The sequence below is a fragment of the Neorhizobium galegae genome, assembly GCF_017877055.1.
GTDB classification, from domain to species: domain Bacteria; phylum Pseudomonadota; class Alphaproteobacteria; order Rhizobiales; family Rhizobiaceae; genus Neorhizobium; species Neorhizobium galegae_D.
In genome coordinates this window covers 60,621-73,582 of record NZ_JAGIPG010000007.1, presented here as the reverse complement: position 1 = coordinate 73,582, position 12,962 = coordinate 60,621, and the positions used below count along the sequence as shown (strand labels likewise).

At 59.5% G+C, this 12,962-nt stretch carries 11 protein-coding genes and 3 pseudogenes; 4 read left to right on the top strand and 10 right to left on the bottom strand.

Annotation, left to right across the window (positions count from 1 at the left end; all coding sequences use genetic code 11):
- Position 1: 1 nt before the first annotated feature.
- Positions 2–628 carry an NADPH-dependent F420 reductase gene (locus J2857_RS29505; RefSeq protein WP_210013629.1) on the bottom strand — a complete coding sequence of 209 codons (627 nt, stop codon included), beginning with the start codon at positions 626–628 and terminating at the stop codon, positions 2–4.
- A 101-nt stretch (positions 629–729) separates the two neighbouring features.
- On the opposite strand from J2857_RS29505, the gene J2857_RS29500 reads away from it, so the two are divergent.
- A complete protein-coding gene (locus J2857_RS29500; protein WP_210013628.1) occupies positions 730–1,632 on the top strand; it encodes a LysR family transcriptional regulator in 903 nt (300 codons plus the stop codon).
- A gap of 113 nt (positions 1,633–1,745) precedes the next feature.
- On the opposite strand, the pseudogene J2857_RS29495 reads toward J2857_RS29500, so the two are convergent.
- Positions 1,746–2,000: pseudogene (locus J2857_RS29495) on the bottom strand (SOS response-associated peptidase); the annotation flags it as partial.
- Here J2857_RS29495 and J2857_RS29490 point away from each other — a divergent pair.
- Both J2857_RS29490 and J2857_RS29485 read left to right on the top strand, forming a co-directional pair.
- Positions 1,938–2,615 carry an SDR family NAD(P)-dependent oxidoreductase gene (locus J2857_RS29490; protein ID WP_348635743.1) on the top strand — a complete coding sequence of 226 codons (678 nt, stop codon included), beginning with the start codon at positions 1,938–1,940 and terminating at the stop codon, positions 2,613–2,615. The pseudogene J2857_RS29495 and the gene J2857_RS29490 sit on opposite strands and share 63 nt — an antisense overlap.
- A gap of 68 nt (positions 2,616–2,683) precedes the next feature.
- Positions 2,684–3,304, top strand: a pseudogene (locus J2857_RS29485) (MFS transporter); the annotation flags it as partial.
- On the opposite strand, the gene J2857_RS31590 reads toward J2857_RS29485, so the two are convergent.
- Positions 3,255–3,731: a hypothetical protein gene (locus tag J2857_RS31590; RefSeq protein WP_432420193.1), complete on the bottom strand. Its 477-nt coding sequence runs from the start codon at positions 3,729–3,731 to the stop codon at positions 3,255–3,257. The pseudogene J2857_RS29485 and the gene J2857_RS31590 sit on opposite strands and share 50 nt — an antisense overlap.
- 356 nt (positions 3,732–4,087) lie before the next feature.
- Between J2857_RS31590 and J2857_RS29475 the strand changes: the two are divergent.
- Positions 4,088–4,663: pseudogene (locus tag J2857_RS29475) on the top strand (IS6 family transposase).
- A gap of 429 nt (positions 4,664–5,092) precedes the next feature.
- Here the strand turns inward: J2857_RS29475 and J2857_RS29470 are convergent.
- The 7 genes from J2857_RS29470 to J2857_RS29440 all read right to left on the bottom strand — a co-directional run bounded on the left by J2857_RS29470 (position 5,093) and on the right by J2857_RS29440 (position 12,934).
- Complete coding sequence (locus J2857_RS29470; RefSeq protein WP_210013626.1) at positions 5,093–5,893, bottom strand: ABC transporter ATP-binding protein; 801 nt, start codon at positions 5,891–5,893, stop codon at positions 5,093–5,095.
- Positions 5,886–6,905: a FecCD family ABC transporter permease gene (locus tag J2857_RS29465; protein WP_245364012.1), complete on the bottom strand. Its 1,020-nt coding sequence runs from the start codon at positions 6,903–6,905 to the stop codon at positions 5,886–5,888. The genes J2857_RS29470 and J2857_RS29465 overlap by 8 nt, the downstream gene beginning before the upstream one ends.
- The gene (locus tag J2857_RS29460; RefSeq protein ID WP_348635742.1) at positions 6,902–7,918 is read right to left on the bottom strand and encodes a FecCD family ABC transporter permease; all 1,017 of its coding nucleotides are present in this window, start codon (positions 7,916–7,918) and stop codon (positions 6,902–6,904) included. The genes J2857_RS29465 and J2857_RS29460 overlap by 4 nt, the downstream gene beginning before the upstream one ends.
- Before the next feature lie 3 nt (positions 7,919–7,921).
- A complete protein-coding gene (locus J2857_RS29455) occupies positions 7,922–8,836 on the bottom strand; it encodes an ABC transporter substrate-binding protein (RefSeq protein ID WP_245364010.1) in 915 nt (304 codons plus the stop codon).
- A 77-nt stretch (positions 8,837–8,913) separates the two neighbouring features.
- Positions 8,914–11,061 carry a TonB-dependent receptor family protein gene (locus J2857_RS29450; protein WP_210013624.1) on the bottom strand — a complete coding sequence of 716 codons (2,148 nt, stop codon included), beginning with the start codon at positions 11,059–11,061 and terminating at the stop codon, positions 8,914–8,916.
- A gap of 274 nt (positions 11,062–11,335) precedes the next feature.
- Positions 11,336–12,214: a MurR/RpiR family transcriptional regulator gene (locus J2857_RS29445; protein ID WP_210013623.1), complete on the bottom strand. Its 879-nt coding sequence runs from the start codon at positions 12,212–12,214 to the stop codon at positions 11,336–11,338.
- 105 nt (positions 12,215–12,319) lie between these two features.
- Positions 12,320–12,934 carry a GntR family transcriptional regulator gene (locus tag J2857_RS29440; protein ID WP_210013622.1) on the bottom strand — a complete coding sequence of 205 codons (615 nt, stop codon included), beginning with the start codon at positions 12,932–12,934 and terminating at the stop codon, positions 12,320–12,322.
- Positions 12,935–12,962: the final 28 nt, after the last annotated feature.

Sequence of the window (12,962 nt, the reverse complement as noted above, 5' to 3'; positions counted from 1 at the left end):
TCTAACGGATCGTTTTCGCAAGCTCATCTTTTAGGCGGTCGGCATCCATTGGCACACAATAAGCCGGCCTGCCGCGCTCGAATCGCCATCCCTCGGCGAGAGGACCGGCATCCACAGCGTCAAAGCCGAACTGGTCATAGAGACCTGAAACGACCGCCTTGTCGGTAGAATTGTCGCCAGCCAGAGGGAGACCTCGACGTCCCGACGATCCAGCCGGCTGTCCATCTTTTTCAAGATCGTCCATGATGATGGCATTGAATGCCTTGACGATCCGCGATCGCGGCAGGTGGCGTGCGAGAATTTCGCTTGTCGTCGTCTCGCCTGCGTCCAGTTCTGGAATGTGGCCGTCTCGTTCGAAGTAGTAGTTGTTCGTGTCGATCACCAGTTTGCCCTCAAGTGGCTCAACTGGGATAGACCGATAGGCTGCGAGTGGAATGGCAATGACGACGAGCTCGCCAAAAGCGGCGGCCTCCTCGACGGTTCCTACTTGGCACCCAATGCTCCGGCTCAGGCTGAACAGGGTCTGAGGGCCGCGCGAATTGCTCAGCATGACAGAATGGCCCAAAGCGACGGCTAGCTTTCCGATTGCGCGACCGACCATACCGGCCCCTATAATTCCAATTTTCACGGCGTTTCTCCGACTAAGTTTGCAAACTCGGGTTTAATTGAACGCTAAGCTCGGATAAATCGCTAAAACACACCGACATTCCCAACCAAAAGGGGGCAATCTTGGACAGGCTTTCGAGCATGGCTGTTTTCGTTAAAGCCTCCGACCTCGGATCTTTTGCCGCAACCGCAGAAGCCATGGGAATGTCGCCCCAGATGGTTGCCAAACATGTTGTGTTCCTGGAAGACAGGCTTGGGACGGCCCTGCTTCACCGCACCACCCGGCGGCAAAGTTTGACCGACGTGGGAAGGGCCTTTTACGACCGCTGCAAACAGTTGCTTTCGGATGTCGAAGCGGCTGAATCCATTGCCCACGACATGCGTTCCCAACCAAAAGGCGTGCTGCGGGTCAATGCTCCGGTGACGTTCGGCTCTTACAGTTTGGCGCCATTCGTGACGCGGTATCTGGATCGCTACCCCGGCATGCAAATCGACCTAACGCTCAACGACCGTTTCGTCGATCCGTTGGAGGAGGGGTTCGAGGTCATGGTCAGGATCGGGGAGGTCGACGACCCGTCGCTGGTCGCGCTTCCTCTGACTCCTTATCGGCTTATTGTCTGTGCATCTCCGGACTATCTTCTCCGGCGGGGCAGCCCCCGAACACCGTCGGATTTAGAGCAACACGATTGTCTTGTTTATGGCGAAGGCCCTTCTTCAATTCCATGTCGCTGGCAGTTCACCCGCTGGGGCAAGACCGAGGAGGTAAGGGCTGCCGGCAGAATCCGCAGTAACGACTGGAAGGCGTTGTTGCATGCGGCGATCGCTGGCTATGGCATCACCTTGGGACCGGAAACTGTCTTGAACGCAGAAATCTCTGCTGGGCGACTGGTTCAAGTGCTACCCGATCATGAGGGGCCGTTTCGTCCCATGCACGTGGTCTACCCTTTTGGGCGCCGGCCTACCGCCAAGGTGCAGAGGTTCGTAGAAGCGCTGATCGATGAATTTGGGACGGACGCGCCCAAATAGGCGACGCAGGAGTTCTAACCAAGCGGAGAGAGTTCCGCGGAGGAAGCGTGAAAGACTCGCAGCGATCGAAGCCGACCAGCGCCGCATCGACGAGATCTCGGAAGGCCAGTGCGTTACAGGAGATTGTCTTGCTCTACAGGCTCACCGGATTTCGACACGATCGATGATCCATAGGGCTCACGCGACAGAATGATCAGCGCATCATTCGGAAGCGGGCGAGCAAGCTCCTTTGCCTCCTCCCAAGGCGCCCGCATCCAGATGTCCATCTCCTCCTTCGTCAGCAACAGAACCGGCATTGCTTTCTCGTGGATCGGCTTGACGAGATCGTTGGGATCCGTGGTCAGAAAGCCATAGAGATCGTCGGTCGTGCAGCGGTGAAAGAGATTGGTGCCGGCACGAAGGGCATCAAGGCGGATGTGTCGAACCTCCAGGAGCTCGACTCGCTGTATGCGGCCATCAAGGCTGAGTATTCGGCGATCGATATACTTGTCGCCAATGCTGGCTTCGATATCCTGGCTCCATTGGGTGCGATCACCGAGGAGCAGTATGACAGCATCTTCGACACCAATCTGAAAGGTGTCATCTTCACCGTGCAGAAAGCTCTGCCGCTGATGAAATCTGGCTCCGCGGTAGTCCTGATCGGATCAACTGCCTCCATCCAGCCGGGCAGCATGATGAGCGTCTACGGAGCCACGAAGGCCGGGCTTCGGAATCTGGCGAGATCCTGGATCGAGGATATCAGGGGTTCCGGCGTCCGCATTAACGTCGTCAGCCCCGGCCCGGTCAGAACCCAGTCGCTCTACGACTTCTTCCCCGATGACAAGCGTGACGAGATCCTCGCCTTTCTTGAAACCAAAAGCACTGTCGGCCGCCTCGGGCAGCCGGAAGACATCGCGAAAGCCGTTGCGTTTCTTGCAAGCGACGATGCCGGCTACATCAACGGCGTCGAACTGGTCGTCGACGGCGGCGCATCACAGGTTTGATGCCCATCGGCTGAGCTAAGCCCGACCCAATCCTTCAACACCAAGACTTCTTGAAAAGGTGGCGCGACATGGCGACCAGCGAAGGAGGACCCATGTCCTCGAATTGCGCACGACTTCGACCAGCGCTGGCGCTGGCGACGATCCTGACGGCTCAGCTCATGCTGACGATGGACTTCCTGATCGTGCTGGTCGCGCTGCCGAAGATCCAGACAGAGCTCGGATTCACCCCGGCCGGGCTTTCGTGGGTGCCTAACGCCTTCGCCTTGGCGTTCGGCGGCCTTCTCCTGCTTGGGGGGCGCCTCGGTGACATCTACGGGCAGGTGAAAGCCTTCAAGATTGGCATTGCTGTCTTCGTGGCCGCGTCGCTTCTGGGCGGTATTGCTGGAACGCTATTTCTCCTGATCCTGGCACGTGTTCTCCAGGGTGCCGGGGCAGCCCTTGCCGGACCAAGCGTCCTCGCCCTCATCACGACGATGGCGCGTGATGAAGCCGAGCGGACCCGTGGCCTCTCCCTATTCATCTCGATTTCCTCGGTCGGAGCGTCTATCGGCCTTATTCTCGGCGGGGCGTTGACCGACTTGCTCTCCTGGCGTTGGTCGCTGCTGATCAACGTCCCGATTGGAGCGGTTGTCCTCGTTCTCATCGGGCGACTGGTCCAGGAAACGGACCGGAAGCCAGCGCGGCTAGGACGATCCGCGCAAGCGCTTCGCCTCCATAGGCAGATCCGAAGCAGCAGACGGCAGATGCCAGTAAGAGGGCCGCCGCAAACTCGATGCGATCTCCGCCGCCCGACATAGATTGCGCAAGCGCCGCCGGGATCAGCAGCAGTTCGACATAAGTCAGCGGATTGCCCCAGACGATCTTGAGAACACGCCGCGCGCAGGCGAGCGCGGATTCGTTCGGACAGGTGCTTGTGTTTTTCGATGATGTCCGAAAAGCTGCATGAAATGACTGGATCGCAAACCAGCACAGTGCCGCCAGGCCGCCCCAGCACAAGGCCGTCTGCCACTCCTGCTTAATCGAGATTGACGCTGCCGCCATAGCCAGCGCGAGCGACACCAACACGCTGTAGCTACCAAGAACGAGGCCCACCATCAGGCCGCTTCGGCCGCGCATAAGTCCTTCGCGAAGAAGCATCAGGTTGTTGGGTCCGACGGAGATCATCGATGCCGCGCCCATGGCCAGGCCGATTTGAAGTCCCGAAAGTTCCGCTGAGATTTTCCTGAATTCTCCCTGATAAGGAATATGGACACGCCGCCCGCTCAGTCCTGAATTCCTCTGACGAGTTGGTACTGCAATGCCTCCGACGACTGTTTCGCCACCCAGACCTCGAGTTCGAAACCGTCGAACTTCGACACTGGACCAAGGGGCGGATTTTCAAATCCAAGGTCGTCGCGTTGTCGGTCGGTGAATGAACTCACGGGTGATGTCACGTTGTTAGTGGCTTAACGGTTGATTGCTAATCCGGCGCGATGAACCGGTCGATCGTCAGCTACAAGAACCATCGTTTTCCACCGCCGATCATTGCCCATTCCGTGTGGCTTTAAAAAGAAGCCGTCGCGAAAGGACATCTGGCATCTGGACGAAGTGGTGATTCCATCGGTGGCCGGAAGCACTGGCTTTGGCGAGCCGTAGACCAGGACGGCTATGTTCTCGACGAGATCGTCCAGATCCGCCGTGATACAAAGGCAGCCAAGCGGTTGTCGATCAGGTTACTGAAGAAGCAAGGCCTGTCGCCAAAGCGCATCGTTGCCGACAAGCTGCGCTCATATGGAGCGGCAAAGCGAGACGTCATGCCTACCGTTGAACATCACTCGCATAAAGGCCTGAACAATCGTGCGGAGAATTCACATCTGCCGCTGCGAAAGCGAGAACGGATGATGCAAGGCTTCCGATCCGCCGGCGGATTGCAACGATTCATCGGGGTCTTTTCGGCAATCAGAAATCACTTCGTCCCGTCCCACCAGAAGCACACCGCCCTCGCCACCCACATTCATCGTATCCGCGCAATGGCGCAGTGGAAGGCTGTAACCGGCGCAGCTGCCTGAGTTCAACGGCAAGCCCTTCGCCCGGCTTCAGTCAAACAACGTGACATCACCCGCGGCACTGTTTCTGTGCCTGCAGCGCGAGGGCGCTGCCCAACCGACCGGCGCGGCCAAGGCCGCGGCCCAATAGGGCATGTCTCGGGCGGCGCGCGCCGCGTTGCACGCGCCGAGCGTCTTGTCGCATGCGGTGAACGATGCAGGGCTCCGCAGTGTGCGGCGAGAAGGACCCCGATCTTTAAAATACGGGTTATCAGGCCCCACATATCGTCGGGATCAATATGGCGATCCTCGGCGCAATGGAGTCAGCGTGTTCAGTATTGCCAGATGGGAATCGGTGAAATCACCCTGCGGCGCGACCCAGATGTTGCCGTTTAATGCGGGACTCTGGATCGGGTTTGAGAAGCTCTGTCGTTTAGATGGGATGGCCGGTCGCTATTGCCCGCTTGCAAAGGGCAGGCAAAGGGGCGTGCCGTCTATCGGATGCGGGATGACCATTGCATCGACACCGAAGACGATCTTGATCAGGGCCGGCCTCAGGAGATCTGTCGGGCGGCCCGCGGCGTGGATGCCGCCGTTTGCGACGGCAACGATGTGATCGGCATATTGGGCTGCATGGTTCAGGTCGTGCACGACCATGACGATGGTGCGCCCCTGTTTCCGGTTCAGTTCCCTCAGCAGTTCGAGCACTTCGAGCTGATGGGCGATGTCCAGATAAGTGGTCGGTTCGTCAAGCAGCAGGATCGGCGTTTGCTGGGCAAGCGCCATGGCGATCCATGCGCGCTGGCGTTGGCCGCCGGAGAGGCGGTCAAGCGGCCGCTCGGTAAGGTCGGTGAGCCCGGTAGCAGCGATGGCATGCTCGACGATTTCTTCGTCGTGCCGCGTGATACGCGCCAACATGCCCTTATGCGGATGGCGGCCGAAGCGGCACAGTTGCCGGACTGTCAATCCGTCCGGTGAAATGGGGCTCTGCGGCAACAGCGCCAGCGCGCGGGCGATGTCGCGGCTGGGGATACTGGCAATCGCCTTGCCATCGAGAAAGACGGTGCCTTCGATCGGCTGCAGGATGCGGCCAAGCGTTTTGAGCAACGTCGACTTGCCGCTGCCGTTTGCGCCGATCAGCGCGGTAATCTTCCCGTCTGGAATGGCAATGTCGACATGTTCAAGAATCTTCGACGTCGCGTAGCCGAGTGTCAGGTCCTTGGAGGAGAGGCGGGATTGGCTGGTATCATTCATGACGGCCCGCCTCCTTGATGAGCAGGAAAATGAGGTAAGGGCCACCGATCACGGCGGCAACGATACCCGCGGGGATTTCGTTCGGCAGGGCGATGATGCGCCCGACAAGATCGGCTGCCGAAAGAGTCAGCGCTCCGAGCAGTGCGCTGACCGGCACCAGATGTCGGGCGCGGGCGCCAACCATAAGCCGGGCCGCATGTGGAGCGAGCAGGCCGAGAAATCCCATGCTTCCAACGCTCGCCACCGCACCGGCGGTCAGCAGCACCGAGACAATGATCAGACCGCCGCGCAACAAGCCAGGGGAAATGCCGAGGCTGATGAGCGTATCGTCGGCGAATCCACCCGCATCGAGTTTCATGCTCGCAACGATGACCAACGGCAGGCAGAGCGCAAGCCAGATCGCGAGCGCGACCACCTTGGTGCCCGTGCTGCCATAGACGCTGCCGGCGAGCCAGATCATGGCCTGGTCGGCGCGGGTCGGGAAGAGAACCATGACATATTGCATCAGCGCTTGGGCAAAGAGGCCGAGTGCCACGCCGACCAGCGCAAGTGCCGCTATGCCACCGCCGAAGCTGCGGCCGACGGTGAGAAGAATGAGCGCGCCGATCATCGCGCCCGCGAACACCCCCGACGGAACGGCCCATATCGCCCAGGCAGGTGGTGTAAGGATGCCGGCGAGGAAGGCACCGAGGCCGGCGCATTTGGTGATGCCGACAACGTCCGGCGAGGCGAGGGGATTGCGCAATGCTCCTTGCAGGAAGACGCCGGCCACGCCGAAGGAGCCGCCGGCAAGAATCGAGATTGCCACACGGGGCACGCGATACTGAGTGACGATGAAGGCGCTCTTGCCGCCTGCCAGCCCGTCGAGCACCTGGCCGATCGACAATGTGACCGCACCGATGGTCATCGCAAGCACGGCGATCACAAGAATGAGCCCAAGAGCAATGAGGCCGGTCGTGAGGGCGCGCAGATCGATTCTGTTGGTCGTCCGGCTCATGACGTCTACGTTCATCTCACCCTCTGTTTCCAGAGGATGAGGAGGAAGGTGGGCGCACCGATCAGCGCAGTAACGATGCCGACCGGCGTTTCGGCCGGAAAGGCAGCGACGCGGCCGAGGAGGTCGGCGGAGTTGAGCAGCAACGGCCCACAGATGGCGCTGAGTACGAGCACCGTCAGGTGATCGCCGCCCACCAGACGTTGTACGATATGCGGAACGAGCAGGCCAATGAAGCCGATCGGGCCGCTGACCGCGACCGCGGAACCGGCGAGCACGACGATGAGGAGCGCGGCGAGCCCGCCGACACGCCTGGCATTCTGACCGAGCGAGAGGCTGGTTGTCGCATCGAGCGCCAGCACGTCGAAATGCCGGCCGGCAATCAACGCCACCGCGCCGCCGGCCAATGTGAAAGGCAGGATAATCCAGACCTTCGACCATTGCGCGCCGTTGATCGAACCGGCCAGCCAGTAGACGATGTCCTGCGCGGCGTTGTTGGCGATCAGGATCGCCTGCACCAGGGCTGCCAGCACAAGTTGGAGAGAGATGCCGGCAAGCGCCAGCTTCATATCGTTCATAGTACCGGAAACCGATAGCGCCCACATGGCGAAACCGATCGCCGCTGCACCCGCAAATGCTGGCCAGACCATACCGGGCCCGCGAATTTCCGGCCATACGATCAGGCAGACAACGATTACCAGTGATGCGCCTGCATTGATGCCGAATGTCTGTGGAGAGGCGAGGGGGTTGCGTGTCAATGTCTGGATCAGAGCACCCGCGATCGCAAGATTGGCGCCAACTGTTGCTGCTAGGGCAACGCGCGGTAAACGGACATCCCAGACAAGTGCGCTATCGGCCGAGCCGTCGGGCGAAAAGAGCAGCTGCAGGGCGCGCAGGACTGGGAGGTTCGAAACGCCAAGAGCGATACCGGCAACCACCGCACCGGCGAGCAGAATGAGAAATACGGCCCCGACCGCAAGGGGATTTGAGGCGCCGTTGTGCATTTTAGCCTTTGCGACGTCTGTGGCCACGGCTCACTCGACCTTATAGACCTTGGCAAGAGTTTCCTTGACCATCAACTCGGCCGTCTTCAGTCCGCGAAAGCGCGAAAACTGGTTGCGGTCGACCTCGAAGACCATGCCGTTTTTGACGGCCGAAATGTTCCGCCAGGCGGCATTGCCCTTCCACTGCTCGAAGACCGTGCCGGGGCTGTCAGTCGCAACGAGAAACACGTCCGGATTGACCGCGACGAGCCGTTCCAGGCCGGCGCCGCTTTCGACCGCATCCTTGCCGTCCACTGCCGGGGTCAGGCCCATGGCCTTGAAGACCGAACCGGAGAAGGAAGAAGATGTGTGCAGGCTCATGGAGTCCGGATTGGCGACGGCCAACAGGAAACGGCGGTTCTCTCCGGCCGGGATCTTGCCGATCAGTGACTTGATGCGCGCGTCGTGCTCGGCGATCACCTTTTCGCCCTTTGCCTTGTCGCCCAGCGCGGCTGCGATCGTGACGACAGAGTCCTTGATCGTCTGGTAATCGCCCTCCCAGCTGTTCAGCACGATGGTCGGCGCAAGCTGGCTGAGCTGCGAATAGATCGCCGAATGGCGAAGGTCATCGGCGATGATCAGGTCAGGTGAAAGCGTGCTCACCAGTTCCAGATTGGGTTCGAGCCGGGTGCCGACCGACGAATAGTCGATCTTCTTGCCGACCAGTTGTTCGATGCGCTTCGGCTGGTTGTCGTCGGTGATCCCGACCGGTGTGACGCCCAGTGCGTCGAGCGCCTGCACGAAGGAAAATTCCATCGCGACGACGCGGGTCGGCTGGCCGGAGATCTCCGTCTTGCCGCGCAGATGGTTAATCGTGCGGGTTTCCTGTGCCTGTACAACTTGTGGCAAGGCAAACAACATGGCGGCCAGCGCCACGAGAAATGTAGAGGTAAGACTGCGTCGCATCGTCGTCATCTCGAACCGTTTCCGTCAGCTATGAAGCAGACCGGCAAAAGCCGGCCTGCAATTTCGTCGATATGGGTCTAGAAGGCAACCGAAGCATTCAGGAAGAAGGTTCGCGGCTGACCCACGAACTTGCCGCCGTTGTTGTCCGTCGAGCGGGTGAAATATTCGTTGTCGAACAGGTTTTTCACCCCGAAAGCCAGCTTGGGCGCATTCTTGTCGTCTTCCGGCTGATAGGCGACGCGGAGATTGACGATGCCGTAGCCGGGAAGGTCACCGAGACGGCCGGTGGCATCCTCTTCCGTCACATAAGCCCCGCTATCGGGATTGCCCGGCGAATGCTGACCGGATTGCGCGAAGACGTCCGCATTCAGGATCCAGTCCTGATAGCGGTAGCTGGCGCCGATTGAGCCGACATGGCGGGAGTAGAAGGGCAGATCCTGACCCATGAAGCCGCCGGCCTCATAAGTTGCTTCGGTATAGGTGTAGGTCGCGTAGAGAGACAGACCATCCAGCCATGGTGCGATGCCGCCCAGGTCATATTGCCCGGCGGCCTCGATGCCCTGGTGCTTGGTCGCGCCAAGATTTGTCCAGATGCCTTCGCCGACGATAGTACGACCAAGGAACAGTTCCTCGTCGAAATCGATGTAGAAAGCGGTCAGCTCGGCGCTCCAGCGATCGCCCTGGTAATGCGTTCCGATTTCGTAGGTCGTCGCCTTTTCCGGATGAAGCCCATCGGTCGTCGAAGCCAGGTGGCTATATTGTTGAGGGCCGAAGGAGACGCCGGCGTTTGCGAAAACACTCCAGGCGTCGTTGATCTGATAAGCAACGGAAAGCGTGGGAAGAATTTCTCGGGCATCGATTTGCGGATTGGAGGCGCTCGTCACCACCCCGGCCGTGAGATTGGCCACGTCGTTGTGGGTGCTGATCATTTCGTAACGGACGCCCGGGGTGATTGTCCAATTACCGACCTCTATCTTGTCGTCGATGTAGAAGGCATGCGCCGTCGTTCCGCCATCACTCGTCTGGTAGGTGCTCATCGCGAGGCTATTGGGATTGATGCCAGTTGCTCTGTTGTAGAAGGCAGTTCGCGCTGCGACCTCCGAGCTTTCCTCCCACAGGAAACGGTAGCCGATCGTCAGTTCGTGATTGGTGCCACCGAGTTCGAAAAGACGGGAGTAGCGCGGCTCGATGCCGAAATATTCGTATTCGCGCGGTGCCGATGTCAGGCGGTAAAGTCCGGCGCTTGCGCCCGTTCCCTGCTGCTCCACATGGCTGCCGCGGAACGAGTTCACATAATAGGCAAGAACCTCGAAATTGTTCTCACCGTCATCGTGTTGATAGCGCAGCGAAATATCATTGCGACGTCCACTGAAGTCGTCCCAGCGTCGGGTCGACTGATAAGGATCATCGGCATATTCAGCGCTCGTCAGGCCGCCCGGCATCGTACCTTCGCCACTATAGTGGTGGTACTGGATGCCGAGCGTATCGGTATCCGAAAGCTCGTACTTGCCCTTCAGGATAAGGTCGTCGATATCCGAGCGGTCGCTGCTGTCGCGAAACCCTTCGCCGTGGATGCCCGAATAGAGGAGGGCGGCGCCCAGACCATCATCATTGGTGCCGCCGACGAAGAACGTCGGGGTCGCCTTCACGTGCCTATTATTGCCGGCAATCTCCGTGCCGGAGCCGAACCGAACTGTTGGGTCATCTGGGATTGGATGCGTCACGAAATTGATGATGCCGCCGACATTTTGCGGCCCGTAGCGCACCGAGCCTGCGCCGCGCACGACATCGACCGTATCGACATTGCCGAGTGTCAGCGGAAACAGCGAAAGTTGCGGCTGGCCATAAGGCGCGTAGGACAGCGGGATGCCGTCCATGAGGACCGTCGACCGGGGAGAAAGCCGGGAGGCGAGGCCGCGCACGCCGAGGTTCAGCGAAACATCGCTGCCGCCTGTGCCGTTACTTTCCTGCACCTGAACGCCGGGGATTTGATTGAGCGCATCGCGGATATCCTGAACGCCGCGCTCCTCGAATGCCTTGCGTTCGAGGATGGTGCGCGCGCCGGCGTGCTTGAGAACCTTTTCCTCGTTGGGCTGGTCCAGCCAATTTCCGGTAATGACGATCGGCTCCAGGGTTGTATCCGCGTCCTGACCAAAACTCTGGAAGGGCACAAGGGCAGCCGCGGCAAGCAGTGCCGTCCTGAAGGCGTTATTTCGTTTGAGCATTGATATCCCCCTGATATCAGTTGAAGGCACAGGAAGTCCGCTCCGGGCGAAGGCGTCGCGCGGTTTTGATCTGGCCACACGTGGATGTGAGATTCAGTCCGACGGCCGGCGCCGGCAATCATGCCGTTCGCAAAGCACTAAAAGCGTAGGGGAGGATGGGAGCGATTCATAGCGACCTGCGGTGATGGAAAACTCGGATGTCGCGTTGACTACAAGATTGTAGTGAGGATTTCAATAAACATAACTGCAGAAGTCATATTTATTGTGAAGGGCGTCAGTCGCCGCGGTCTACGCCGGTTCTGAGTTCGGCAAGTCGCTTCTTTGCGGCGAGCGCACGATCCTTGCTTCGAACCGCCACGCCGTAGGTCATGATATCCGCCAGCACGATAGCGCTAACGTTCCAGCTGGCCAATTTGGATCGAACGCCGAGACAGGTCAGGATGGCCGATACCTTATCGCGATAGATTTCCTGCAATTGAATACCGCAGACGAGGATGACTTTGCATCCGATCGCAGCAATCTGGGCGACGACAAGCTTCAGCTCCGGCACCTCCCGCGAGGCATGAAACAGCACGACCACATCTTGCGGACGGAGATCGATCAGCTCGTTGGCGAGCGCGAAGCCCGACGCTCCCGAACAGCGAGTGCGCACACCGACCCTGCTCAATGCAGTCGCGCAATGTTTCGCCGGTGTTTCGGATGTGCCCATGCCCAGGCACCACACGGTATCGGCCTCTTCGACCATGCCAACGGCGGAACGGAGCGCCTGTTCATCCAGCGCGTCTTTCGTCGATGTCAGAACCTCGCAGGCCTCGACGAACATCTGGTTCGCCACCTTCGCCAGATCGTCACCGGTCGCTCGAAAACGCTGCTCCAGCCGATCCGCTGCGGGAATGGTCTTGGCCATAACCCGGCTGGACAGGCGTTTCAATTCGGGCAGACCGCTGAACCCCAGCCGCTTCGCAGTCCTGATCACAGTTGCGTCGCTCGTTCCGGTTTCGACCGCAATTTCTTCGGCACTTCGGAAAATAAGAACGTCGATCGGAATCGCGAGCAAATGTTCGGCTACGACAAGTTCCGATCTGCTCAGGCTGGAACGGTGGCGGTCGAAATGTGTCTTGAGCACTTGAGATTTGCGGTTGCTCGCTTCCATCCCTGCTTTGCCTCTATGGGAACAGTTATTCACATTATAGGGAAACCAAGTTTGACTGGCATGCCCGTATCGCACCACGGTGGCTACCTACCACCGCAGTGAACGTCAGTGCGGTCGGCGAATATGGCTTTCGATTACTTCGGACAACCCCGCGGCATTACCCTCACGGATACAGCGGACCATTTGATGGTGGTCTTCGTCGCTCTGGCGTAGCGTGTCCGGTGTCCGCCAGATCGTAAACGGAGCTGAGCGGCCTCGATCGCGGATCGACCAGATCGTTTCCACCAGGACCGGGTTCCCTGTCAGGGCATGCATCGCCTCGTGGAACTCCCGATTCGTCCGGCTCTGGTCCATGTGCGTCCCCGATTTGGCGGCGACCGAAAAAGCCTCAGCAAGCGCGGATAACCGGGCGACGTCTTCAGCGGTCGCATTCGCCACGATTTGCGGAACTGCACCACATTCCAGGATAACGCGCACGTCGCGATGATAGCCGATCATCTCCGGCTCCAAAGCCGGCACCTTATAGCCTCTGTTGCGGACGTGTTGAACTTCCTTACGCACGACAAGCGCTTCGAGCGCCGTGCGCACATCAAACCGGGTCGCCGAAAAACGCTCTTCGAGGTCGATTTGCCGGAGCCATTCTCCTGTCCGAAACTCACCAAGCTGGATGGCCTGGGCGATCTCGTCGGCGAGTGGTCTCTTGTCTTCTTTGCGCTTCATCTGCTCACATCCTTCTCGCGTGCTGTCT

Bases quoted from the DNA above. Each gene is read 5' to 3' on its own strand.
- J2857_RS31590 (WP_432420193.1), bottom strand. From the start codon at position 3,731: ATGCGCGGCCGAAGCGGCCTGATGGTGGGCCTCGTTCTTGGTAGCTAC.
- J2857_RS29470 (WP_210013626.1), bottom strand. From the start codon at position 5,893: ATGAATGATACCAGCCAATCCCGCCTCTCCTCCAAGGACCTGACACTC.
- J2857_RS29465 (WP_245364012.1), bottom strand. From the start codon at position 6,905: ATGAACGTAGACGTCATGAGCCGGACGACCAACAGAATCGATCTGCGC.
- J2857_RS29455 (WP_245364010.1), bottom strand. From the start codon at position 8,836: ATGCGACGCAGTCTTACCTCTACATTTCTCGTGGCGCTGGCCGCCATG.
- J2857_RS29450 (WP_210013624.1), bottom strand. From the start codon at position 11,061: ATGCTCAAACGAAATAACGCCTTCAGGACGGCACTGCTTGCCGCGGCT.
- J2857_RS29445 (WP_210013623.1), bottom strand. From the start codon at position 12,214: ATGGAAGCGAGCAACCGCAAATCTCAAGTGCTCAAGACACATTTCGAC.
- J2857_RS29440 (WP_210013622.1), bottom strand. From the start codon at position 12,934: ATGAAGCGCAAAGAAGACAAGAGACCACTCGCCGACGAGATCGCCCAG.